The sequence below is a fragment of the uncultured Sphingomonas sp. genome (assembly GCF_913777625.1).
In the GTDB taxonomy this organism is placed as follows: domain Bacteria; phylum Pseudomonadota; class Alphaproteobacteria; order Sphingomonadales; family Sphingomonadaceae; genus Sphingomonas.
Genome location: NZ_CAJYTI010000020.1, coordinates 302612 through 323677, shown reverse-complemented (window position 1 = coordinate 323677; position 21066 = coordinate 302612). Strand labels below are relative to the sequence as shown.

The window sequence follows — 21066 nt, the reverse complement described above, 5'->3', positions numbered from 1 at the left end:
TGGCTGGGCCCTGCGTCACTTCAGGGCTGGCCGATACGCGCTACTGGCGAAAACGGGCGGGGGGAGTCGCTCCGCATCGCATGACCCTGAATACCGCCCGCGGCGCGCCGCGGTAATTCGGGGCGAGCCCCATCCGTGTTTGTCCGGATGCCTGCTAGGATGTGCAGGTGGCGACCGCCGCGAGCACCGGCGCGGCCCATTCGTGGCGGCAGATCAGCAGGTCGGGCACGCTGGTGCTGGCGCCGTTATAGACGATCGGCGACCCGTCAATGCGCGAGGCGTGCAGCCCCGCAGCCAGCGCGACGGCGACAGGCGCGCAATTGTCCCATTGGTGCTGGCCGCCGGAATGCAGGTAGATTTCCGCCTCGCCGCGTACCACTGCCATCGCCTTGGCGCCGGCCGATCCCATGCCGACATGCACCGCGCCGATCGCGCCGCCCACGTCCGCGCAGAGCCGGCTGGCGCGGGTGCGGCTCACCAGCATGCGCGGGGGCGTTTGCGCCGGGAGCAGTGCGGGGGGCGTATCGCTCGCCAGCGTCAGGCCCAGGCGGGGAAGCGCGACGGCACCAACCGCTGGGCGCCCGTCGATGGCCAGCGCCACATGCACCGCCCAGTCCTCCCGCCGCTCGCCAAATTCGCGGGTGCCGTCGAGCGGATCGACAATCCAAACCCGGCTGCGGTGGAGCCGAACCGGATCGTCTGCCGACTCTTCGGACAGGATCGCATCCTCCGGACGGGCAGCGCGCAGTCGCGCGAGGATCAGCGCATTTGCCTCGGCATCGCCGCGCGCGCCGCCGGCGCACTCGCTTTGAATGCGCAGCAGCAGCGCCCCGGCTTCTTCGGCGATGGCATGGGCGAGCTGGGCGTCGTTCACAGCACCGGGCTCCACACGCCCATGATCGCCTCGACGATCTGCTCGGCGGCTTCCTCGGGCGTCGTGCGGGTGGTGTCGATGCGGATCTCCGGGGCGATCGGCGGCTCATAGGGGCTGGAGATGCCGGTGAAGTTGGCGATCTCGCCCGCGCGCGCCTTCTTGTAGAGGCCCTTCACGTCGCGCCGCTCGGCTTCCTCGATCGGCGTGTCGACGAAGATCTCGAAGAACTCGCCTTCGGGCAGCAGCGAGCGTACGAGCGCGCGCTCGGCCCGGAACGGCGAGATGAAGGCGGTGAGCACGATCAGGCCGGCATCGGTCATCAGCTTGGCAACTTCGCCCACCCGGCGGATATTTTCCACCCGGTCCTGATCGGTGAAGCCGAGGTCGCGGTTCAGGCCGTGGCGGACATTGTCGCCGTCGAGCAGGAAGCTGTGCTTGCCCAGCGCATGCAGCTTCTTCTCGACCAGATTGGCGATGGTCGACTTGCCTGAACCCGAAAGCCCGGTGAACCAGAGCAGGCGCGGCTGTTGGCCCTTTTGCTGGGCATGCGCCTCGCGGGTGATCTCGATCGCCTGCCAATGCACGTTCTGGGCGCGGCGCAGCGAGAATTCGAGCATGCCGGCGCCGACCGTCGCGTTGGTCAGCTTGTCGATCAGGATGAAGCCGCCGAGGTCGTGGCTGTCGGCATAGGGTTCGAACACGATGGCGCGGTCGGTGGCGATCTCGGCGACGCCGATGTCGTTCAGCGCCAGCGTCTTCACCGCGCTGCGCGCCATGGTGTTGACGTCGATCGCATATTCGGGCGCGCGGACGACGACACTTACCGTTTGCGTGCCGAGCTTGAGCCAATAGGCGCGGCCGGGCAGCAGCTCGGCCGAGTCCATCCAGACGAGCGTCGCCTTGAACTGGTCTGCCGCTTGCGGCGGCGCATCGGCGGCGGCGATCACATCGCCGCGCGAGCAGTCGACTTCGTCCGCCAGCGTCAGCGTGACCGACTCGCCCGCGACCGCGATGTCCTTGTCGCCGCCCATCGACACGATCCGTGCGACGCTGCTGGTCCGGCCGGAGGGCAGGATGCGGACCGGATCGCCCGGCCGGATGGTCCCGCTAGCGACCAGCCCCGCGAAGCCGCGGAAGTCGAGATTGGGGCGGTTTACCCATTGGACCGGCATGCGGAACGGCTTGATCCGGTCCGCCTCCGCATCGACGTCCACCGTCTCCAGATGGTCGAGCAACACCGGGCCGGCGAACCAGGGCATCGCATCGCTGCGCGTCGTGACATTGTCGCCGCGGAAGCCGGAGATCGGGATGGCGGTAAAGTCGCGAATGCCGATCGAGCCGGCGAACGCGGCATAGTCGGCGACGATGCGGTCGAACACCGCCTGGTCATAGTCGACCAGATCCATCTTGTTCACCGCCAGCACCAGATGCCGGATGCCGAGCAGATGGGCGAGATAGCTGTGGCGCTTGGTCTGGGTGAGCACGCCCTTGCGCGCGTCGATCAGGATCACGGCGAGATCGGCGGTGGAGGCGCCGGTCACCATGTTGCGGGTGTACTGCTCGTGGCCGGGGGTGTCGGCGACGATGAACTTGCGCTTTTCGGTGGCGAAGAAGCGATAGGCGACGTCGATGGTGATGCCCTGCTCGCGCTCGGCGGCGAGGCCGTCGACCAGCAGCGCGAAGTCGATCGACTGACCCTGGGTGCCGACGCGCTTCGAATCATTCTCCAGCGCGGCGAGCTGGTCCTCGAAGATCTGCTTCGAATCATAGAGCAGGCGGCCGATCAGCGTCGACTTGCCGTCGTCGACCGAGCCGCAGGTGAGGAAGCGCAGCAGCGACTTGTGCTGGTGCAGTTCGAGATAGGCCGAGATGTCGGAGGCGATCAGCGCGTCGGGGCGGTAGGCGGTCATCAGAAATACCCCTCCTGCTTCTTCTTCTCCATGCTGGCGGCCTGATCATGGTCGATCGCGCGGCCCTGGCGCTCGCTGGTGGTGGTGAGCAGCATTTCCTGGATCACGCTCTCCAGCGTGTCCGCCGTGCTCTCCACGGCGCCGGTGAGTGGATAGCAGCCGAGGGTGCGGAAGCGGATCGAGCGTTCGACCGGCACCTCGCCGGGGTGCAGCCGGAAGCGCTCGTCATCGACCATCAGCAGCATGCCGTCACGCTCCACGGTGGGGCGCGGCGCGGCGAAGTAGAGCGGCACGATCTCGATGCCCTCGGCGAGGATGTACTGCCAGATGTCGAGCTCGGTCCAGTTGGAGAGCGGGAAGACGCGGATGCTCTCGCCCTTGGCCTTGCGGGCATTGTACAGCCGCCACAGCTCGGGCCGCTGATTCTTGGGGTCCCAGCGGTGACTGGCGGTGCGGAAACTGAAGATGCGCTCCTTGGCGCGGCTCTTCTCCTCGTCGCGCCGGGCACCGCCGAAGGCCGCGTCGAAGCCGTATTTGTCGAGCGCCTGCTTCAGCCCCTCGGTCTTCCACAAGTCGGTGTGGAGGCCGCCGTGATCGAACGGATTGATCCCGCGCGCCTTGGCCTCAGGGTTCTGGTGGACGAGTAGTTCCATGCCGGCGGCGGCCGCCGAGCGCTCGCGCATTTCGTACATCGCCTTGAACTTCCAGGTCGTGTCGACATGGAGCAGCGGGAAGGGCGGGGGCGCCGGGTAAAAGGCCTTGCGCGCGAGATGGAGCATCACCGCGCTGTCCTTGCCGATCGAATAGAGCATGACCGGCCGTTCGGCCTCGGCGACGACTTCGCGCAGGATGTGGATGCTCTCGGCCTCGAGCCGCTGGAGGTGGGTCAGCGACGGCGGCGGCGATGCGGTGGCGGAATCCATGGTGCTCGTTTGCAGCATGAAGGGGCATGTAAAAAGCCCCGCCGCTGCATGCGATCTAGTTATTGTTTAGCGCGGCATACCCGCTCCCGCCAACTTGCGGGAGCGGGCAGGCGGATCAGTCGCGGCTCGGCTTGCCGACGCCGGTATATTGCAGGCCGGCGCGCTCCAGCTCGGCCGGCGGATAGATGTTGCGCAGGTCGACAAGGATCGGCGCCTTCAGACTGTTCTTGATGCGCGTGAGGTCGAGCGCGCGGAATGCGTCCCACTCGGTCACGATCACCAGCGCGTCGGCGCCCTCGGCGGCGGCATAGGGATTGGCGACGAACTCGACGTCGGTGAGCAGCTTGCTCGCCTGCTCGACGCCCTCGGGGTCATAGGCCTTCACCGTCGCGCCGGCATCCTGCAGCGCGGCGATGATCGACAGGCTGGGGGCGTCGCGCATGTCGTCGGTGTTGGGCTTGAAGGTGAGGCCGAGGATGCCGACCGTCTTGCCGCGCACGTCGCCGCCCATCGCCTTGATGACCTTGCGGCCCATCGCGCGCTTGCGGGCATCGTTCACCTGCACCGTGGCTTCGACGATGCGCAGCGGCGTCTCGTTGTCGGCCGCGGTCTTCATCAGCGCCAGCGTGTCCTTGGGGAAGCACGAGCCGCCATAGCCGGGTCCTGCGTGGAGGAACTTGCCGCCGATGCGGTTGTCCATGCCGATGCCGCGCGACACTTCCTGCACGTCCGCGCCGACCTGTTCGCACAGATCGGCGATCTCGTTGATGAAGGTGATCTTCACCGCGAGGAACGCGTTGGCGGCGTACTTGATCAGCTCGGACGTGCGGCGGCCGGTGAACAGCACGGGGGCCGACTGGTTGAGCGACAGCGGGCGGTAGATCTCGCGCATCACCTGGCGGGCGAACTCGTCCTCGGTGCCGACGACGACGCGGTCGGGGCGCTTGAAGTCCTCGATCGCGGCGCCTTCGCGCAGGAATTCGGGGTTGGAGACGACCTTGGCGCCGCTGTTGGGCGCGACCTCGGCGATGATCCGCTCGACCTCGTCGCCGGTGCCCACCGGCACGGTCGACTTGGTGACGATCACGCTCGGCTTGGTGAGGTTCTCGGCGATCTCGCGCGCTGCGGCGAAGACGTAGGAGAGATCGGCATGGCCGTCGCCACGGCGGCTGGGGGTACCGACGGCGATGAACACCGCGTCGGCATCCTTGACCCCCTCGGCAAGATCGGTGGTGAAGGACAGCCGGCCCGCCTTGACGTTGCTGGCGACCAGCGCGTCGAGCCCAGGCTCGTAGATGGGCATGACGTTCTGGTGGAGGAGCTCGATCTTGCGCGCGTCCTTGTCCACGCAGATGACTTCATGGCCGAAGTCCGAGAAGCAGGCTCCGGATACCAGGCCCACATAGCCCGTGCCGATCATCGCAATGCGCACGCTAATCCCCTGTGACGAGAAGGTTGTTCCCAGCGGTCCGGCAAGGCTCTTAGCCGAACCGTCTGGTACCGCAACCCATTGCGGCGCAGCATGTTGATCGGGAGATCGAGACGGGGCAGAAAAAGAAAAAGGCCCGCGGGGGCGGGCCTTTCCCATCTTCGTTATTGACCGGCGACCATTGGCCGCCGGCGCGTAACGGGGTTCAGAGCGGACGGATGTCCGTACCGGTGGCGCCGTCACGGAAGAACAGGGTGAAGAAGGTCATTTTTTTGGCTCCCATTTCTGCGCTGTTACGCGCAAGTCATTTCGTTAATGAAAAATTTACCCCCTCGCAATCGGGGAATCTGCGGAGGCGATAGCTTCAGAAGGGTGAATATATTCATTTACCATTCATTTATTTACTTGCCCTAGCTTGCTAGGGTCTGGGCGCTGGGGGCGGAGACGCTGTGCAAAATCGGGGGCTGCGGCGATCGCGCAAACGCCGCAAATGTCGGTTTTCTCGGGGCTTTCCACATCAGGCAGTAGTTTTTGATCAAACTGTCCTTTATTCGGTCTTTGGCCGAACCAGGCGGCGGGAGGGCATGCGGTGAGCCATGGCGTAAATGTGTCGGTGCTTTGCCGAGTGACCAATTTTGAGACAGTACGCCGCATCTTGGGAAAATCTGCTCTCCAAGACGTTCTGGCGACCGCGGCCGAACGACTCGCCGAGCAGGCGGAGCCGGTCGAGTTGTTGGGGGCCAGCCGCGACTTGATCGAACTGTCGTTCCCTGCCGCCGATCGCGAGGAGGCGGCGGCCCGGCTCGATGCCTTTCGCCAGACGCTGGGCAGCTTCCAGCAAGAGCAGGGCCTTGCCGCACGTCTGGACTTCGAGATCGGCGCGGCCTGGGCGCCCAGTGGCGAAGGCGATATGCTTCGTCTGCTGGAAGCGGCGGAGGCGGCGCTGGCGGGCGCTGCGGATGCCGATGGTCTCAACGTCATCGATCTCTCGGTGGATGGCCGGTCGGTCGACCGCCTCACGCTGATTGCGGAACTGCCGCGTGCGATCGCCGCGGGCGAGATGTTCCTGCACTATCAGCCCAAGATCAACGTCCGCCAGCAGCAGGTATCGAGCGCCGAGGCCCTGATCCGGTGGCAGCATCCCGAACGCGGGCTGGTGCTGCCCGGCGACTTCATCGCCGCCGCGGAGGAATCGGGCCAGATCGCGGAGCTCACATTGTGGACGCTGCGCCAGGTCATCGCCGACCAGCGTGCGCTCGCCGCGACCGGACATGACATTCCGCTCTTCCTCAACATCTCGGGCATGCTGCTCGCCGACCGCACCTTCATCGACGAAGCCTGCGCGATCATCACCGCCCATCCCGAAGCCAAGCTGGGCTTCGAGATCACCGAAACCGCGGTGATCCGCGATCCGCAGAGCGCGATCCGGCACCTCCAGCGCTTTGCGGACCACGGCGTGGTGCTGGCGATCGACGATTACGGCGCCGGCCTGTCGTCGCTCGCCTATCTCAAGCAGCTCCCGGCCAAGGAGCTGAAGATCGACAAGATGTTCGTGACCCAGCTGACGTCCAGCCACCGCGACCCGCTGATCGTTCGCTCGACGATCGATCTGGCGCATGCGCTGGAAATGGAAGTGACGGCGGAAGGCGTGGAGACCCCGGCCGCGCTCGCCTTGCTGAGCGTGATGGGCTGCGATCTGGTGCAGGGCTATCTCATTTCCCGGCCGGTACCGTTCCCGGCATTGTGCGCCTATCTTGGCGAGCAGGATCGGCTGGCGGAGACAATGGCGAGCCGCCCGGTATTCCTTCGTGCGGGAAGTTCGTGGAAGCGCGCGTGAGCGACCGCTTCCGGCAGGCACTCGCCCGCTCGCTGCTAGGCATCTTGATCATTGCTGGTGTGCCTTCAAGCGCGCATGCGCAGCGGCTGCCCCAGGACGTTTCCGCGCTGGTACGCGAGGCCCGCGACAGGATCGTCGATCAGTCGGCGGATCCCCTGCCAATCATCAAACGCATCGACGCGATGGCAGCGCGTGGCGCGGATCCCGCCGAGCGGGCCTTGGTGCATGGCACAGCCTTGTGGCTCTTGTCCGAATTGCAATTGCGGTCCGACCACACGGCGGCTGCGCGCGCTTCCCTGAGTTCGGCGTTGCAGGCCGTCGCCAAGATAAGAGGCCCCGTTGCGCTCAAGGGGGATCTCCAGATCGCGCTCGGGAACCTGTTCCTCACGCAGGACAAATCCGCTGACGCGCTCTCGGCCTTCCAAAGCGCGTATCGAATATTCGAGCAGCTGCGCGAGCCCAGAAGCCAAGCGATCGCGTTGCAGAGCATCGGTACGCTATATGCTGCCGCATCAGACTATAATCGTGCAGAGCGGTACCTTCGCCAGGCGGCGCTCCTGTACGAAGGCGATCCGCTGTTTTCGTTGGCGTTGCACAACCGGCGAGGCAATGTGCTTCTCGCGCTTGATCGCTATCGGGAGGCAACTGCCGAGTTCAGCGCAGCTGTCGCGCTGGCGCGGAAGCTTGGAAAGCCGTTTCTTGAAGTACGAGTTCTCGACAACCTGGCCCGTAGTCAGGTCGAATCCGGCAATCTCGGCGCCACGAAGGCGACACTTGCGCGCGCATTCTCGCTAGCAAAGGGGGCGGATGCCAGCGCTTTGCGGCGGATGCTGAACGCAACCGCGGCGCGGTTGGCATATGACGAAGGGGATGCGGCGCGGGCGGCGGGCCTGATTGCCGATACCTTCAGAGGCATGGATCTTGCCACCACCACGCAGGATTATCGGACGCCGCATCTCTATGCGTATCTCATCTACCGGCGTCTGGGTGCCGATCGGCTGGCCCTGCGGCACTTGGAAGCGCTCAAGCGGCTGAACGAAGAAGCGGCCAAGGCATCCACGACCAACAGTGCCGCGCTGATGGCGGCGCGGTTCGATTTCGCGAACCAGGAACTCACCATCCAGCGGCTCAAGACCGAGCAGTTGCGCAAGGCCGCGCAGTTTCAGCGCGTGCTGTTCCTGTCGCTCGGCGCCGCGACGCTGCTCGTCATCATCCTGCTGAGCGTCGGTCTGTTCACGATCCGGCGCAGCCGCAATCAGGTGCGCGCCGCCAACGCGGTGCTCGCCCGCACCAATGCCGCGCTGGAGAAGGCGCTGCAGGCCAAGACCGAGTTCCTGGCGACCACGAGCCACGAGATCCGGACGCCGCTCAACGGCATCCTCGGCATGACGCAGGTGATGCTCGCCGATCGCGCGCTTGCCAACGACCTCCGCGAGCGGCTGGAGGTGGTGCAGGGGGCAGGGCTCACCATGCGTGCGCTCGTCGACGACATTCTCGACGTCGCGAAGATGGAAAGCGGCAACCTCACCGTCGACCCCGTGCCGATGGATTTCCGCGCGCTTGCGAACGAAGTGGCCCGGCTGTGGTCCGAGCCTGCCGTTGCCAAGGGGCTGGCCTTTGTCAGCGACCTGGACGGTGCGCCCGACTGGATCGTCAGCGATCCCAGCCGGCTGCGGCAATTGCTGTTCAACCTCCTGTCCAACGCCACCAAATTCACCGCGGCGGGCCAGATCGGCCTGCGGGTAGCGATCGCGCCCGCGGACGACGGTGCGGCGGAGCGGCTCCATATCGCGGTTTCCGACACCGGCATCGGCATAGCGGCGGACAAGATCGAGGAGATTTTCGACAGCTTCCGACAGGCGGATTCGAGCACGACGCGTCAATATGGCGGCACCGGGCTGGGCCTCACGATCTGTCGCAATCTGGCGCAGGCGCTGGGCGGCGCCATCCTCGTCTCCAGCACGCCGGGCGAGGGATCGACGTTCACGCTGGACCTGCCCTTCGTACGCGCGCAGCCGCCGGAAACCGCGACGGCCGCCCCGGCCGACGGGGCCGGCGTGCTGATCGTCGAACGCAACCCGATCACCCGCGCGATGCTGCGGGCCGTGTTCGAAAAGGCGGTGCCGCGCCTGCAGTTCGCGAGCGACCTTCAGGAAGCGCTCCAGCTACTCGAATTGGAGCAGTTGGCCGCGCTGATCATTGACGATGGGGCGCTTGCTACCGCAACGGAAGACGTGTTCGAAACGATCGCTACGCTTTGCCGGGCCCAGTCCCAAATGCGGTCCACGCTACTAATAGCGGCGGGAGATGCCGCGCGTCGGGCGCAATTTATGGACGCTGGCGTAACACAAGTTATAGAAAAGCCGGTCGCCGGGGCGGAATTGCTGCAAGCCGCGGTTCCGGCCTGGGCACGGGTAGCGGATGTTGTGGGGAAAGACCCGCTTGTAACGCAAGCGGCTTAAGGCGATAACACACTTTGACATGAAGACATTGGCCGGAACCTCGTTGCTTGCCCCGGCGGGTGCCCCGCGATGAACATCCTGTTCATCGAGGATGATCCTATGAATCGTCGTGTCGTCAAGGACATGCTGGATGTGGCGGGGGCCACCATGGCGGAGGCTGCCTGGGCGGAAGAAGGGCTTGCCCGAATCGACTCCGAAACGTTCGACATCGTGCTGGTCGATCTGCGGATGCCGGGCACCGACGGATTCGAGACGATCCGCCAGATTCGTGCCCGCCCCGATGCCAAGGCAGACCTGCCGGTGATCGTCGTTACCGCAGACACTGCCGTCGATCTGCGCGAGCGCTGCATCGAAACGGGTGCCGACGATGTGCTGTTCAAGCCCGTGGCGATGGATGCCCTGTTCGATGCGATCGGGCGCGTGCTGGCCAAGCGCGGCGGCGCGATCCTCGCCTGATCAATCCTCGGCAATGCGGCTGTTGCGGCCGGTATCGCGCATCGTTGCGTAGGTGATCAGCGAGATGCCGATCATCGCGGTCACATACCAGTAGAAGCCGCGTTCCCACCCTGACTGCTTGAACCACAAGGCGACCGAGGGCGCGGTGCCGCCGAAGATCGCGTTGGCCAGCGCATAGGGCAGCGCCACGCCCAGTGTGCGAATATGGGCGGGGAACAGCTCGGCCTTCACCACCGCGTTGATCGCGGTGTAGCCGGTCACGATCAGCAGCGCCGCGGTCATCAGCAGGAAGGCGGTGCGCCCGTCGCGCACCCCTTCCAGCGCGACGAAGATCGGATAGGTGAAGAGCAGTCCCAGCACACCGAAGCCGATCATCAGCGGCTTGCGCCCGATCCGGTCCGACAGCGCACCGGCCAGCGGCTGGGCCAGCATGAACACGAACAGCGCCGCCGCATTCACCTGCGTCGCCGCCGCGTCCGAAAAGCCCGCTGTCTTCTTGAGGAAGGTGATCGGGTAGATGGTGTAGGCGTAGAAGGCGAGCGTGCCGCCGGCGGTGAGCAGCAGCACCAGCAGCGCCTCGCGCGGATGCTGGCGGAACAGCGCGAGGGCACCCGACGGCGCCGAACGATCGCGCCGGGTGAAGCTCTCGGTCTCGGCAAGGCGGCGGCGGAGCCAATAGACCAGCAGCGCCAGCGCGCCACCGAGCGCGAAGGGCAGGCGCCAGCCCCAGGCGCGCAGTGCCGGCTCCGGCAGCATCGCCTGCAGCGCGAGCAGCGCGACCAGCGCGGTCAGCTGGCCCGAGATCAGCGTGACATATTGGAAGCTGGAGAAGAAGCCGCGGTGGCGCCGCCCCGCCATTTCCGATAGATAGGTGGCGCTCGCGCCATATTCGCCGCCCAGCGACAGACCCTGGAGCAGTCGCGCCAGGATCAGCGCCGCGGTGGCCCAGCCGCCGATCGCCACGTAGCTCGGCGTAAGGGCGATCAGCAGCGAGCCGGCGCACATCAGCGTCACCGAGAGGCTGAGCCCCGCCTTGCGCCCATGCCGGTCGCCATAGACGCCCATCAGCCAGCCGCCGATCGGGCGCATGAAGAAGCCGATCGCGAACACGATCCAGGCGTTCAGGTCCTGCGCAGTGCCGGGCGCGAAGAAATGGGGGGCGAGGTAGCTGGCGAGCGCCGCATAGGCATACCAGTCATACCATTCGACCAGATTGCCGGCCGATCCGCCGAGGATCGAGCGCAGCCGCGTGCCGCGGTCCAGCGCGGGTTCGGAAGCAGAGGCCATGCCCCCGTCTATAGCAGAGCGTCGCCCGCCGGAAAGGCACGTGCAGGGGGGACGGTCCCCTCGGCGGGCGACGTCGATCGCGCGATAAGCCTCAGCGCGCGATTCCGATCACCGCGGTGGCGGTGTAGCCTGTATCGATGCTGCCGCTCAGCGTCGGCGTCTGCTGTGCGATCTGTGCGGCGCTGTTGTCGCCGAACACGTTGTCGCGCGCGATCGAGACGCTGCCGAGATTGGTCTGGCTGGTGCTGTACCCGCTCGCGCTGCCATATACGGTGGCGCAGGCCGCAGCCGGCATCGCCAGCTGCGAGATCAGCGTCGCATAGCGACCGCCGGTGGCAGTGGTGAGGCTGGAAAACACCTCGAAATGCATGTGCGGCCAGCGCCCGGCATAGCAGCCCGGAAAGATGGTGTTGAAGGTCACCTTGCCGCTTGCGTCGGTTACCCCCACGCCGCGGAGATAGCTCTCGTTCGGCAGATCGTAGAGCGAGTATTTCCCGTCGCGGTCGCAGTGCCAGATATAGACTGCGTAGCCCGCCAGGGGCGCGCACCCGCTGTTCACGTCGACCACCGTCAACGTCAGCGTCAGCTGAACGCCGGGCGCGACCGCAGTGGAGGTGCCGATGAAGCTCGACCGAATATCGCTGCGCACGACGTTGCTCGCGGTCAGCGCGTTGGAGGTCAGGCCCGACGCGGTGTTGGTGCCGTCGGCCGGATAGGGGCCGTTGGTTTCGGTCGGGTCCACCACGCAGCTGCCGCTCGTGGTCGCCGTTGCGGTGGGTGTCGGGGTGGGGGTGGGGGTGGCGCTCGGCGTCGGCGTGGCACTGGCTGCCGTGGCGGTGCCGCTGCCGCTCGATCCGCCACCGTCGCATCCGGCAAGGATCGCCGCGCTTCCCGCGCCGGCGAAGAGACGCAGGGCGCGTCGGCGGCTGGAAAGCGCCGTCATGGCGCGCAAATCTGCACCGAGCCCGTGGTCGTGCCCGTGGTCGTGATGGTCCTGCAAGCTGCCCTCCTGATTGTGAAGGCAAAATGAAGCGGGCAGGTCGCGCGGCGATGTCAGTGCGTGGCGGAAGATTGCATCAGGTTGCAAGCGGCAGGCGGACCCGCACCCGCCCGCCGGCGCCGCCCGGCCGATTCTCCAGTACGACGTCGCCGCCATGCAGCTCGACGATCGAGCGAACGATGGCGAGCCCCAGGCCGGTACCGCCGGTGGTCCGATTGCGCGAGCTTTCGCCGCGTACGAACGGCGCGAAGAGCGTGTCGGCGCGAGCGAGGTCGAAGCCGGGTCCCTTGTCGTCGACCAGGATCTCGCCCTGACCGCCCTCCACGGTCCACCAGATGTCCGCCGCGTGGCCGTAGCGCATGGCGTTCTCCACCAGATTGCCGAACAGCCGCCGCAGGGCTTGGGCATCCCCCAGCACGACCATGCGCGGACCGGCTTCCACCCCCACCGGCTTGCCGGCGGCAGCAAGGTCGTCGGCCAGGCTCTCGATTACGCTGCCCAGGTCGAGGCGGACCATCTCGCCATGCGTGCGGTCGTCGCGAGTGAAGCGCAACGTGGCGGCGAGCATCGCCCGCATCTCGTCGATGTCCGCCACGGCGCGGTCGCGTGCGGCATCGGGCAGTTGCTCGATCCAGAAGGCGAGGCGGGACAGAGGCGTACCGATGTCATGCGCCATCGCCGCCAGCATCACCGTGCGATTCTCCGCCTGCTGCAGGATGCGGGTCTGCATCGCTTCCATCGCCTTGCCGAGCTCGCGAATCTCGCGGGGCCCTTGCAGCGGGATGGCGACGGGGGCGCCCAGTCGCGCGCGCTTCGCCGCCTCCGCAAGCCGCCGGATCGGCCGCGACATGCGCCGCGCGGCGGCCCAGGCCAGCAGCGAGAGGATGACGAGCGTCACGAGCATCCATTGCAGGATCGCGATTCGCCAGCGTCCCAGCGCGGGCGCACGGCTGACCGAGGCGACCAGCCAGCCATTGTCGGTGCGGCGGCCGATCGTGAAGCTGCCATGGATGTCCTGGTCAGGGTCCTGCACCGGCCATTCATAATAGCCACGGACCTGGTCTGCGGGGGCGGGGATCAGCGCGGCGATCGCCCGGTCCCGGTCCGTGGAGGCGCGTTCTTCGTTGCGCCCGAAACGTTCGTTGTCCGAAACGCTGAGCAGGATTTTCTGCCCGTGCCCGGTCGCGGGTGCATGGCCGGTGCGCAAGGCCTCGGCCACGCGGGCGATAGGCACCGGACCGAAGCCCGGCGGCGGCCCGCGGAACACCATCCCGAATTGCACCAGCATCACCACTGCCGCCGAAGTAATGGCGAACAGCATCATCGGCACGACGATCGAGACGGGCTTCCAGGTCACTTTGTCGTGACTTCGGCGACGAACATATAGCCTTCGTTGCGGATGGTGCGGATCAGCTCGTCGTCGCCCGGCCGGGCGAGCTTCTTGCGCAAGCGGCTCATCTGCACGTCGATCGCGCGATCGAAATGCTCGGCATGGGCGCCGCGCGAATAGTCGAGCAGGGCATCGCGGGTCAGCACGCGGCGCGGGCGCTCGACCAGCGCGAGGAGCAGCCGGAACTCGCCGTCCGACAAGTTGATCAGCACGGCATCGGGATCATAGAGCTGCCGCCCGACCGGATCGAGGCGCCAGCCGGCGAAGCGGAGGAAGTTGCGCTCGGGCGCCGCAATCGCGGCGGGCGCGTTGCTCAGGCGGCGCAGCACCGATCGGATCCGCGCGAGCAGCTCGCGTGGATTGGCGGGCTTGGCGACATAATCGTCGGCGCCCATCTCCAGTCCGACGATGCGATCGATGTCCTCGCTCAGTACCGAATGGAAGATCACCGCCGGCCCGGCCTGGCGGTCCATCGTGCGGAGGATGGACAGGCCGTCCTCGCCCGGCATCATCAGGTCCAGCACGACCAGCGCATAGTCGTTCGCGGCGAGGGCGGCGCGCATCGTCGTCGCATCCTCGGCAGTGTCGACGACATAGCCGTGTTGCGACAGGAAAGCGGCGGTGAGTTCGCGGATCCCGGGGTCGTCATCGACAATCAGAAGGCGGGTTTCGAAATCCACGGCGTGGGCTAACTGCATCATGAAAGGGCTATTGCCGCAGAAACCTATCGAGCCGGTTGCAGCGCTGCAATCTGCTGTAATCTGCGATGGCGTGGTTTTCGCGCCACAACCCGCGGCTGCGACAGGCCCCGCACGCTTTTGCTTGAAGAATCGCTGGACCGCTGATAGGAGGCCCGTTCGACGCCGCAACTATGGTTTCGGCGGCCCCTTGCTATTGAGTTTGATCGGAGCTGTACGACTTTATGCAAATCATCGTTCGCGACAACAACGTCGACCAGGCGCTGCGGGCGCTCAAGAAGAAGCTGCAGCGGGAAGGCGTCTATCGCGAGATGAAGCTCCGCCGTCACTACGAGAAGCCCAGCGAGAAGCGCGCCCGCGAGCGTGCCGCCGCCGTGCGTCGCGCCCGCAAGCTGGAGCGCAAGCGCATGGAGCGCGACAGCGCCCGTTGAGGCCTGCCCGGCGCGCGTGTACAGCGCGCGCCGTACTTTCCTGTCTTTCATAACAGGGATGCGAATCCCTGCCGGAGTCCGATCATGTCGGTGACCGCCGTTCCGCTCCAGCCCGTCAAGGGCAGCTACAAGCTCTGGATCTGGTTGGGGGTGCTGGCTGCGGCCGCCATTGCCTTCGCGCTTGCGTGGAGCGGTACCCGTACGCCCGTCTCGTCGCATCTCGATGCGGACGGGTTCCTGGCCTGGCACAAGAGCCAGCCGGGCATCCAGACCACCGCGTCCGGCTTGCAGTATCAGGTGATCGAGGCCGGCAGCGGCGCGACGCCTGCCGATCAGGACGGTGTCGTGCTCGAGATCCGCGGCGTTCTGCGCAGCGGCAAGGAATTCCAGCCGAAGACGCCGATGCGCTTCCAGGTCGGCCAGCCGATGATCCCGGGCTTCACCGAAGGCGTGAAGCTGATGAAGAAGGGGGCGCGCTATCGCTTCTGGCTCCCGCCGAAGCTCGGCTATGGTGCCGAGGGTGGCCAGCAGAACGAGCTGTCCGACCAGGTGCTGATCTTCGACGTGAACATGCAGGAACTGGTGCCGGCCGCGGTCATCCGCCAGATGATGCAGCAGCAGGGTGGCGTACCGCAGGGGGCAGGCGAACCCGCCGGCCAGTAAGCGGTTCTCGATCCAGCACATTTCGAAAAGCCCGCGAGTGACCCTCGCGGGCTTTTTCGTGCGCGTCAGATACCGGTAGCGAGAAAACGCCGCGTGGTTCCGTCGAGACAAAGCGCGGTGAGCCGCCCGGTCGCGCTGGCCCCCGTGTCGATGGCGATGCGATTCGGAAGGATCTCCGGCTCGGCCACCACGGTATGGCCATGGACGACGAGCACCCCGTGGTCCGCCGTGCTGCGCAGGAAGGGCAGGCGGATCCAGCGCAGATCCTGGGGATCCTGCGCGTCGATTGGCACGCCGGGCCGGATGCCGGCATGGGCGAACAGCACGTCCCCGACCCGACGCCAATCGGGCAGCGCGCGCAGCAGCGCCTGATGTGCGATCGGGATCGCTGCGCGCAGCTGGTCGGCCGCGCGATCGGGCTCTGCGAGCAGCGCGGTCGGGTCCAGCCCATAGCTGCGGGCGCATTCCTCGCCGCCGAAGTGCAGCCAGGATTCGAGATGCCACATGTCGCCGTCCAGCAGGGTGACGAGCATCGACTCGTGGTTGCCGCCGAGGATCGTCAGCGTCGGATCCTCGGCAGCGCGCGCGAGCACAAGATCCAGTACACCGCAAGAATCGGGACCGCGATCGATCAGGTCGCCCAGCAGGATCAGGTGCTCGACGGCACGCGGATCGGCGGCGCGTTCCGCGTCGATGCGCGCCAGCAGCTCCTCGAGCAGGTCGCGCCGACCATGGATGTCGCCGATGGCATAGGCACGCGTGTCGGCCGGCACCGCATAGGCGCGCGGCTCGACACGGCGGAAGAGCGAGCGCAGCACGGCTCAGCCAGCGAGGCGCAGGTCGCTCACGATGGTCTCCGGTGCGGGCTGGTCGGGCCAGATTCCGCGCGTGTCGTACACCAGCTTGCCCGAACGCTCGTCGAGCGGCACCGACTTGAACAGGTCGTGATCGACCAAGACGATGAAGATCGGGCAGCTTTCGATCGCACTGTCGATGTCGGTGAGCGTGGCGCCCGTGGCGGCGAGGGCAGGGGGCAGCGCTTGCGCATAGGGCTCGACGATGCGGACGCGGGCGCCGTGCGCCTCCGCGATGGCCTGGGCGACCTTGAGCGCGGGGCTCTCGCGGAAATCGTCGATGTTCGCCTTGAAGGCGAGGCCCAGGCAGGCGATCGGCGCGCCCGGCAGGCGGGCAATCAGCGCTTCGGCGCGCGCGATGCTGTAGGCGACCTTGCCGTCGTTCACTTCGCGCGCCGTGCGGATCAGCGGGCTCTGTTCGGGGTTGGAGTGGACGAGGAACCAGGGGTCGACCGCGATGCAGTGCCCGCCCACGCCGGGCCCCGGCGACAGGATGTTGACGCGCGGATGGCGATTGGCGAGGCGGATCACTTCCCACACATCGACACCCATCCCCTCCGCGAGGATCGACAGCTCGTTGGCGAAGGCGATGTTGACGTCGCGAAACGCGTTCTCGGTGAGCTTGGTCATCTCCGCCGCCCGGGCAGTGGTGGTGACGCAGGCGCCGCGCACGAAGCGGCGGTAGAAATGCAGCGCCTTGCGCGCGCAACGCGGGGTGATGCCGCCGATCACCCGGTCATTCTCGATGAGCTCGACCAGGATGCGGCCGGGCAGCACGCGCTCCGGGCAATAGGCGATGGCGATATCGGCGCTGCCTGCGCTGTGGCCGGGCACCTTCAGGTCCGGGCGCAGCCGGGCGAGCAGCTCGGCCACCTTCTCGGTGGTGCCGACCGGCGAGGTCGACTCGAGGATGACGACGTCGCCGGTCTTGAGCACCGCCGCGATGCTGGTCGCTGCCTGGAGGACATAGCCGATGTCGGGCGCATGGTTGGCGCCGAAGGGGGTGGGCACGGCGATGACGAAGATGTCCGCCGGCTCGATGGCGAGCGACGCGCGCAGATTACCGCGCGCGACGACGCCCGAGACCAGACCGTCCAGATCGATCTCCTCGATATGGACCCGGCCGGAATTCACCGTCTCGACGACATGGGCGTCGACATCGATGCCCAGCACCTGCGCGCCGGTGCGGGCGATCACCGCCGCCGTCGGCAGGCCGATATAGCCGAGGCCGAGCACCGCCACCTTCGGCTCCGTCGTCACAAGCATCGCAAACTCCGCGCGAATTCAGGAGCGGCGACCTTGGCAGAGAGGCGTTAAAATATCGGAAGACGGCTCAGGCAAGCCCGAAGCCGGCGCGGATGATGCCGGCGATCCGCGTCGCGGCATGGCCGTCGCCGAACGGATTGTGCGCGCGTGCCATCGCGGCATAGGCTTCGCCGTCATCGAGCAGACGGCCGACCTCTTCGACAATCCGGTCCGTATCGGTGCCAACCAGCCGTGCGGTGCCGGCGGCGACGCCTTCGGGTCGTTCGGTCGTCTCGCGCATCACCAGTACCGGCTTGCCGAGCGCGGGCGCTTCCTCCTGCACCCCGCCCGAATCGCTCAGTACCAAATGGGCAAGGCCGAGTGCCCGGATGAAGTGCGGATAGTCGAGCGGGTCGATGCGGGCGATGTTGGGCTGGTCGCCGAGCGCTGCGTCCATCACGCTGACGACGTTCGGGTTGGGATGTACGGGGAACAGGATCGCCACATCGGGGCGCGCGGCGATGCGGCGCAGTGCCTCGGCGATCGCGCTCATGCCGCCGCCGAAATTTTCGCGCCGGTGGGTGGTGACGAGCACGATCCGCTTGCCGGCGAAGCGTGCGGCGATGGCGTCCAGTCCGGCCGCCAGCGACGGATCGGCGATGATCCGGTCGCGCGTCGCGAGCAGCGCGTCGATCACCGTGTTGCCCGTGACGTGGATGGAGGCGGGCGCGATGTTTTCCTCGCGCAGCGCGCCGGCGGCGGTATCGGTCGGCGCGAAATGCTGGTCGGCGATCGGCGCGACGATGCGGCGGTTCACCTCCTCGGGCCAGGGCTGATAGATGTCGCCCGAGCGCAGGCCTGCCTCGACATGGGAAACGGGGATCTTGCGGTAATAGGCGGCGAGCGCGCCGACCATGGCGGTGGCGGTATCGCCCTGCACGATCACCCGGTCCGGCCGCGCCGCATCGAGCGCGCCGCCGATACCGGTGAGCAGCCGCGCCGTCAGCGCGTCGAGCGACTGGCCGGGCGTCATCAGGTCCAGATCGATGTCCGGCGTGATCCCGGCGATCGCCAGCACCTGATCGAGCAGGCCACGATGTTGTGCCGTGACGCAGGTGGTGACCGCCAGCCCCGGCGTGGCGGCAAGCGCGCGGATGACCGGGAAAAGCTTGATGGCTTCTGGCCGGGTTCCGAAGACGACGAACAGCTTTTTGGAGGCCTGGGTCATCTAGGTTGCATATCCTGATCCTCTCACCGAACCATTACCCGATCGGTGCGTTTGCCACACGCGCCGCGTACCGTTATGCGGCGAAACCCAGTTTTCCGTCCCAAGGGGGGTTATGACGATCAAGCCGCTGCGCAAGGCCGTGTTTCCGGTCGCGGGTCTTGGCACCCGATTCCTGCCGGCCACCAAGGCGATGCCGAAGGAGATGCTGACGGTCGTCGACCGCCCGCTGATCCAATATGCGGTGGACGAGGCGGTGGAAGCCGGCATCGAGCAGATGATCTTCGTCACCGGCCGCGGCAAGGCGGCGCTCGAGGACCATTTCGACATCGCCTATGAGCTGGAGGCGACCATGGCCGCGCGCGGCAAGTCGCTGGAGGTGCTCGACGGCACGCGCCTGAAGCCGGGCAACATCGCCTATGTCCGCCAGCAGGAGCCACTGGGTCTGGGCCATGCGGTGTGGTGTGCGCGCGACATCGTCGGCGACGAGCCGTTCGCGGTGCTGTTGCCGGACGACTTCATGTTCGGCAAGCCGGGCTGCCTCAAGCAGATGGTCGACGCCTATAACCAAGTCGGCGGCAACCTGATCTGTGCCGAGATCGTACCCGACGATCAGACCCACCGCTACGGCATCATCACGCCGGGCGCGCAGGACGGTGTGCTTACCGAGGTGCAGGGGCTGGTGGAAAAGCCGGCGCCGGGCACCGCGCCGTCGAACCTGTCGGTGATCGGCCGCTACATCCTGCAGCCGGAAGTGATGCGGGTGCTGGAAAATCAGGGCAAGGGCGCCGGCGGCGAGATCCAACTGACCGACGCGATGAGCCGGATGATCGGCGACCAGGCCTTCCACGGCGTCACCTTCCAGGGCACGCGCTTCGATTGCGGCGACAAGGCGGGATTCATCCAGGCCAACCTCGCGGTCGCGCTGTCCCGTCCTGATCTCGAGCCGGCGGTGCGCGCCTTCGCGCAAAAGGCGCTGGGCTGACCCCCAAGGCGGTGCGCCGGCCTACCGGCGCACCGTATCTTCAGGCGCGGGCGATGTTCTCGCCCGTCACACCCGCCTTGCCACAGGCGTTGCGGGTATCGATCACCAGCTTTGCCGAGGCGACCAGCGCGGCATAGTCGACCGCGTCGTGATCGGTGGCGATCAGCACCGCGTCATAGCCCGCGATCGCCGCTTCGTCCCATGTGATGCCGTAGCGGTAGTTGAGCGTCGGATGCTCCCGCGTCCCGTTGATCTGCGTGACGTGCGGATCGTGGAAATCGGCGGTGGCGCCGCGAGCCTCGATCAGTTCCATCAGGCGGAGCGACGGGCTCTCGCGAATGTCGTCGACATTCTTCTTGTAGGCCACGCCCAGTACCAGGATACGCGCCCCCCGCAGGCCGCGGCCGAAGCGGGCGTCGAGCGTATCCGCCAGCACGCGGATGACATGCTGCGGCATGTCGGCGTTGATCTGGCCGGCCAGCTCGATGAAGCGGGTGTGCTGGTTATACTCGCGGGCCTTCCAGGTGAGGTAGAAGGGGTCGATCGGGATGCAGTGCCCGCCCAGGCCCGGGCCCGGATAGAAAGGCATGAAGCCGAACGGCTTGGACTTGGCCGCGTCGATCACTTCCCACACATCGATGTCCATCGCGGTGAAGATCAGCTTCAGCTCGTTGACCAGCGCGATGTTGACCGCGCGGAACACGTTTTCGGTGATCTTCACCGCCTCGGCCGTCGCCGCCGAGGAGACCTGGATCGCCTGGGGCACGATGTGGCGATAGAGCGCCATCGCGAGCCCTGCCGAGGCAGGATCGTCGGCGCCGACGACCTTGGGGATCTTGGTGGTCGAGAAGGTCGGGTTGCCGGGGTCCTCGCGCTCGGGCGAATAGGCGAGGAAGAAGTCCTTGCCTGCGGTGAGACCTTCGGCCTCGAGGATCGGCTGCATCACCTCGCGGGTGGTGCCGGGATAGGTGGTCGATTCGAGGATCACCAGCTGGCCCTTGCGGAGCGTCCGTGCAATCGCGCGGGTGGTGCGCTCGACATATTTGAGGTCGGGCTCGAGATGCCGGGTGAGCGGCGTCGGTACGCAGATCAGCAGCACGTCCACTTCGCCCAGCCGGTCGAGATCGGCGGTGGCGGCGATCCGCTGCGCGGCGACCAGCGGCGCGATGCGGTCGCCCGGTATGTGCTTGATATAGCTCTCGCCCTGGTTGAGCGCGACGACCTTCTCCGGATCGAGATCGAAGCCGAGCACCGAGCAGCCTGCCTCGCCAAAGGCCACGGCGAGCGGCAGGCCGACATAGCCCATGCCGATCACGCCGATCGTCGCCGTGCGGCTTTCAATCCGGGCTTGCAGTGCCAGTGCGTGCGCCGGCCATTCGAAGGTCATGTGGTCCGCT

18 protein-coding genes are annotated in these 21066 nt (G+C 66.7%); 6 read left to right on the top strand and 12 right to left on the bottom strand.

Annotation, left to right across the window (positions count from 1 at the left end):
* Nucleotides 1–154 precede the first annotated feature (154 nt).
* From QZ814_RS11485 to QZ814_RS11470, 4 genes are all read right to left on the bottom strand, one after another.
* A complete protein-coding gene (locus tag QZ814_RS11485; RefSeq protein ID WP_294332200.1) occupies nucleotides 155–874 on the bottom strand; it encodes a 3'(2'),5'-bisphosphate nucleotidase CysQ in 720 nt (239 codons plus the stop codon).
* Nucleotides 871–2784 (bottom strand): sulfate adenylyltransferase subunit CysN, encoded by a 1914-nt coding sequence (cysN, locus tag QZ814_RS11480; RefSeq protein ID WP_294332197.1) that lies wholly within the window; start codon nucleotides 2782–2784, stop codon nucleotides 871–873. The genes QZ814_RS11485 and cysN overlap by 4 nt, the downstream gene beginning before the upstream one ends.
* On the bottom strand, nucleotides 2784–3725 hold the full coding sequence (gene cysD, locus QZ814_RS11475) for a sulfate adenylyltransferase subunit CysD (protein ID WP_294332195.1): 942 nt from the start codon (nucleotides 3723–3725) through the stop codon (nucleotides 2784–2786). Before cysD ends, cysN begins: the two co-directional genes overlap by 1 nt.
* Before the next feature lie 97 nt (nucleotides 3726–3822).
* Nucleotides 3823–5139 (bottom strand): UDP-glucose/GDP-mannose dehydrogenase family protein, encoded by a 1317-nt coding sequence (locus QZ814_RS11470; protein WP_294332193.1) that lies wholly within the window; start codon nucleotides 5137–5139, stop codon nucleotides 3823–3825.
* 652 nt (nucleotides 5140–5791) lie between these two features.
* Between QZ814_RS11470 and QZ814_RS11465 the strand changes: the two genes are divergently transcribed.
* The 3 genes from QZ814_RS11465 to QZ814_RS11455 all read left to right on the top strand — a co-directional run bounded on the left by QZ814_RS11465 (nucleotide 5792) and on the right by QZ814_RS11455 (nucleotide 9891).
* Nucleotides 5792–6973, top strand: coding sequence for an EAL domain-containing protein (locus QZ814_RS11465; RefSeq protein ID WP_294332187.1), 1182 nt, complete (start codon nucleotides 5792–5794; stop codon nucleotides 6971–6973).
* Nucleotides 6970–9435, top strand: coding sequence for an ATP-binding protein (locus QZ814_RS11460; RefSeq protein WP_294332184.1), 2466 nt, complete (start codon nucleotides 6970–6972; stop codon nucleotides 9433–9435). Before QZ814_RS11465 ends, QZ814_RS11460 begins: the two co-directional genes overlap by 4 nt.
* A 69-nt stretch (nucleotides 9436–9504) precedes the next feature.
* A complete protein-coding gene (locus tag QZ814_RS11455; protein WP_294332181.1) occupies nucleotides 9505–9891 on the top strand; it encodes a response regulator in 387 nt (128 codons plus the stop codon).
* Here the strand turns inward: QZ814_RS11455 and QZ814_RS11450 are convergent, their stop codons facing one another.
* The 4 genes from QZ814_RS11450 to QZ814_RS11435 all read right to left on the bottom strand — a co-directional run bounded on the left by QZ814_RS11450 (nucleotide 9892) and on the right by QZ814_RS11435 (nucleotide 14269).
* The gene (locus QZ814_RS11450) at nucleotides 9892–11178 is read right to left on the bottom strand and encodes an MFS transporter (protein WP_294332178.1); all 1287 of its coding nucleotides are present in this window, start codon (nucleotides 11176–11178) and stop codon (nucleotides 9892–9894) included.
* Nucleotides 11179–11269: 91 nt separating this feature from the next.
* The gene (locus tag QZ814_RS11445) at nucleotides 11270–12121 is read right to left on the bottom strand and encodes an intradiol ring-cleavage dioxygenase (RefSeq protein WP_294332174.1); all 852 of its coding nucleotides are present in this window, start codon (nucleotides 12119–12121) and stop codon (nucleotides 11270–11272) included.
* A 133-nt stretch (nucleotides 12122–12254) separates the two neighbouring features.
* Nucleotides 12255–13535 (bottom strand): ATP-binding protein, encoded by a 1281-nt coding sequence (locus QZ814_RS11440; RefSeq protein ID WP_294332172.1) that lies wholly within the window; start codon nucleotides 13533–13535, stop codon nucleotides 12255–12257.
* Entirely contained in the window at nucleotides 13532–14269 is a 738-nt protein-coding gene (locus QZ814_RS11435; protein WP_294332170.1) for a response regulator transcription factor, read from the bottom strand. Before QZ814_RS11435 ends, QZ814_RS11440 begins: the two co-directional genes overlap by 4 nt.
* Nucleotides 14270–14490: 221 nt before the next feature.
* Between QZ814_RS11435 and rpsU the strand changes: the two genes are divergently transcribed.
* Both rpsU and QZ814_RS11425 read left to right on the top strand, forming a co-directional pair.
* Nucleotides 14491–14697 (top strand): 30S ribosomal protein S21, encoded by a 207-nt coding sequence (rpsU, locus tag QZ814_RS11430; RefSeq protein ID WP_010545388.1) that lies wholly within the window; start codon nucleotides 14491–14493, stop codon nucleotides 14695–14697.
* A gap of 84 nt (nucleotides 14698–14781) precedes the next feature.
* Entirely contained in the window at nucleotides 14782–15360 is a 579-nt protein-coding gene (locus QZ814_RS11425; protein ID WP_294332168.1) for an FKBP-type peptidyl-prolyl cis-trans isomerase, read from the top strand.
* Nucleotides 15361–15425: 65 nt separating this feature from the next.
* Here the strand turns inward: QZ814_RS11425 and QZ814_RS11420 are convergent, their stop codons facing one another.
* The 3 genes from QZ814_RS11420 to wecB all read right to left on the bottom strand — a co-directional run bounded on the left by QZ814_RS11420 (nucleotide 15426) and on the right by wecB (nucleotide 18687).
* On the bottom strand, nucleotides 15426–16178 hold the full coding sequence (locus tag QZ814_RS11420) for a metallophosphoesterase family protein (protein WP_294332165.1): 753 nt from the start codon (nucleotides 16176–16178) through the stop codon (nucleotides 15426–15428).
* Between the two features lie 3 nt (nucleotides 16179–16181).
* A complete protein-coding gene (gene wecC, locus QZ814_RS11415; RefSeq protein WP_294332162.1) occupies nucleotides 16182–17480 on the bottom strand; it encodes a UDP-N-acetyl-D-mannosamine dehydrogenase in 1299 nt (432 codons plus the stop codon).
* Nucleotides 17481–17547: 67 nt separating this feature from the next.
* The gene (gene wecB / locus QZ814_RS11410) at nucleotides 17548–18687 is read right to left on the bottom strand and encodes a UDP-N-acetylglucosamine 2-epimerase (non-hydrolyzing) (protein ID WP_294332160.1); all 1140 of its coding nucleotides are present in this window, start codon (nucleotides 18685–18687) and stop codon (nucleotides 17548–17550) included.
* Nucleotides 18688–18799: 112 nt separating this feature from the next.
* Here wecB and galU point away from each other — a divergent pair, with 112 nt between their 5' ends.
* Nucleotides 18800–19669, top strand: a complete 870-nt coding sequence (gene galU, locus QZ814_RS11405; RefSeq protein ID WP_294332158.1) for a UTP--glucose-1-phosphate uridylyltransferase GalU — start codon at nucleotides 18800–18802, stop codon at nucleotides 19667–19669.
* A 40-nt stretch (nucleotides 19670–19709) separates the two neighbouring features.
* On the opposite strand, the gene QZ814_RS11400 is transcribed toward galU, so the two are convergent.
* Entirely contained in the window at nucleotides 19710–21056 is a 1347-nt protein-coding gene (locus QZ814_RS11400; protein ID WP_294332155.1) for a nucleotide sugar dehydrogenase, read from the bottom strand.
* Nucleotides 21057–21066: the final 10 nt, after the last annotated feature.

What these genes read in the sequence shown, in the direction of transcription:
- cysN (WP_294332197.1), bottom strand. Translation starts at nt 2,784, where the DNA reads ATGACCGCCTACCGCCCCGACGCGCTGATCGCCTCCGACATCTCGGCC.
- cysD (WP_294332195.1), bottom strand. Translation starts at nt 3,725, where the DNA reads ATGCTGCAAACGAGCACCATGGATTCCGCCACCGCATCGCCGCCGCCG.
- QZ814_RS11455 (WP_294332181.1), top strand. Translation starts at nt 9,505, where the DNA reads ATGAACATCCTGTTCATCGAGGATGATCCTATGAATCGTCGTGTCGTC.
- QZ814_RS11450 (WP_294332178.1), bottom strand. Translation starts at nt 11,178, where the DNA reads ATGGCCTCTGCTTCCGAACCCGCGCTGGACCGCGGCACGCGGCTGCGC.
- QZ814_RS11445 (WP_294332174.1), bottom strand. Translation starts at nt 12,121, where the DNA reads ATGACGGCGCTTTCCAGCCGCCGACGCGCCCTGCGTCTCTTCGCCGGC.
- QZ814_RS11435 (WP_294332170.1), bottom strand. Translation starts at nt 14,269, where the DNA reads ATGATGCAGTTAGCCCACGCCGTGGATTTCGAAACCCGCCTTCTGATT.
- rpsU (WP_010545388.1), top strand. Translation starts at nt 14,491, where the DNA reads ATGCAAATCATCGTTCGCGACAACAACGTCGACCAGGCGCTGCGGGCG.
- QZ814_RS11425 (WP_294332168.1), top strand. Translation starts at nt 14,782, where the DNA reads ATGTCGGTGACCGCCGTTCCGCTCCAGCCCGTCAAGGGCAGCTACAAG.
- wecC (WP_294332162.1), bottom strand. Translation starts at nt 17,480, where the DNA reads ATGCTTGTGACGACGGAGCCGAAGGTGGCGGTGCTCGGCCTCGGCTAT.
- wecB (WP_294332160.1), bottom strand. Translation starts at nt 18,687, where the DNA reads ATGACCCAGGCCTCCAAAAAGCTGTTCGTCGTCTTCGGAACCCGGCCA.
- galU (WP_294332158.1), top strand. Translation starts at nt 18,800, where the DNA reads ATGACGATCAAGCCGCTGCGCAAGGCCGTGTTTCCGGTCGCGGGTCTT.
- QZ814_RS11400 (WP_294332155.1), bottom strand. Translation starts at nt 21,056, where the DNA reads ATGACCTTCGAATGGCCGGCGCACGCACTGGCACTGCAAGCCCGGATT.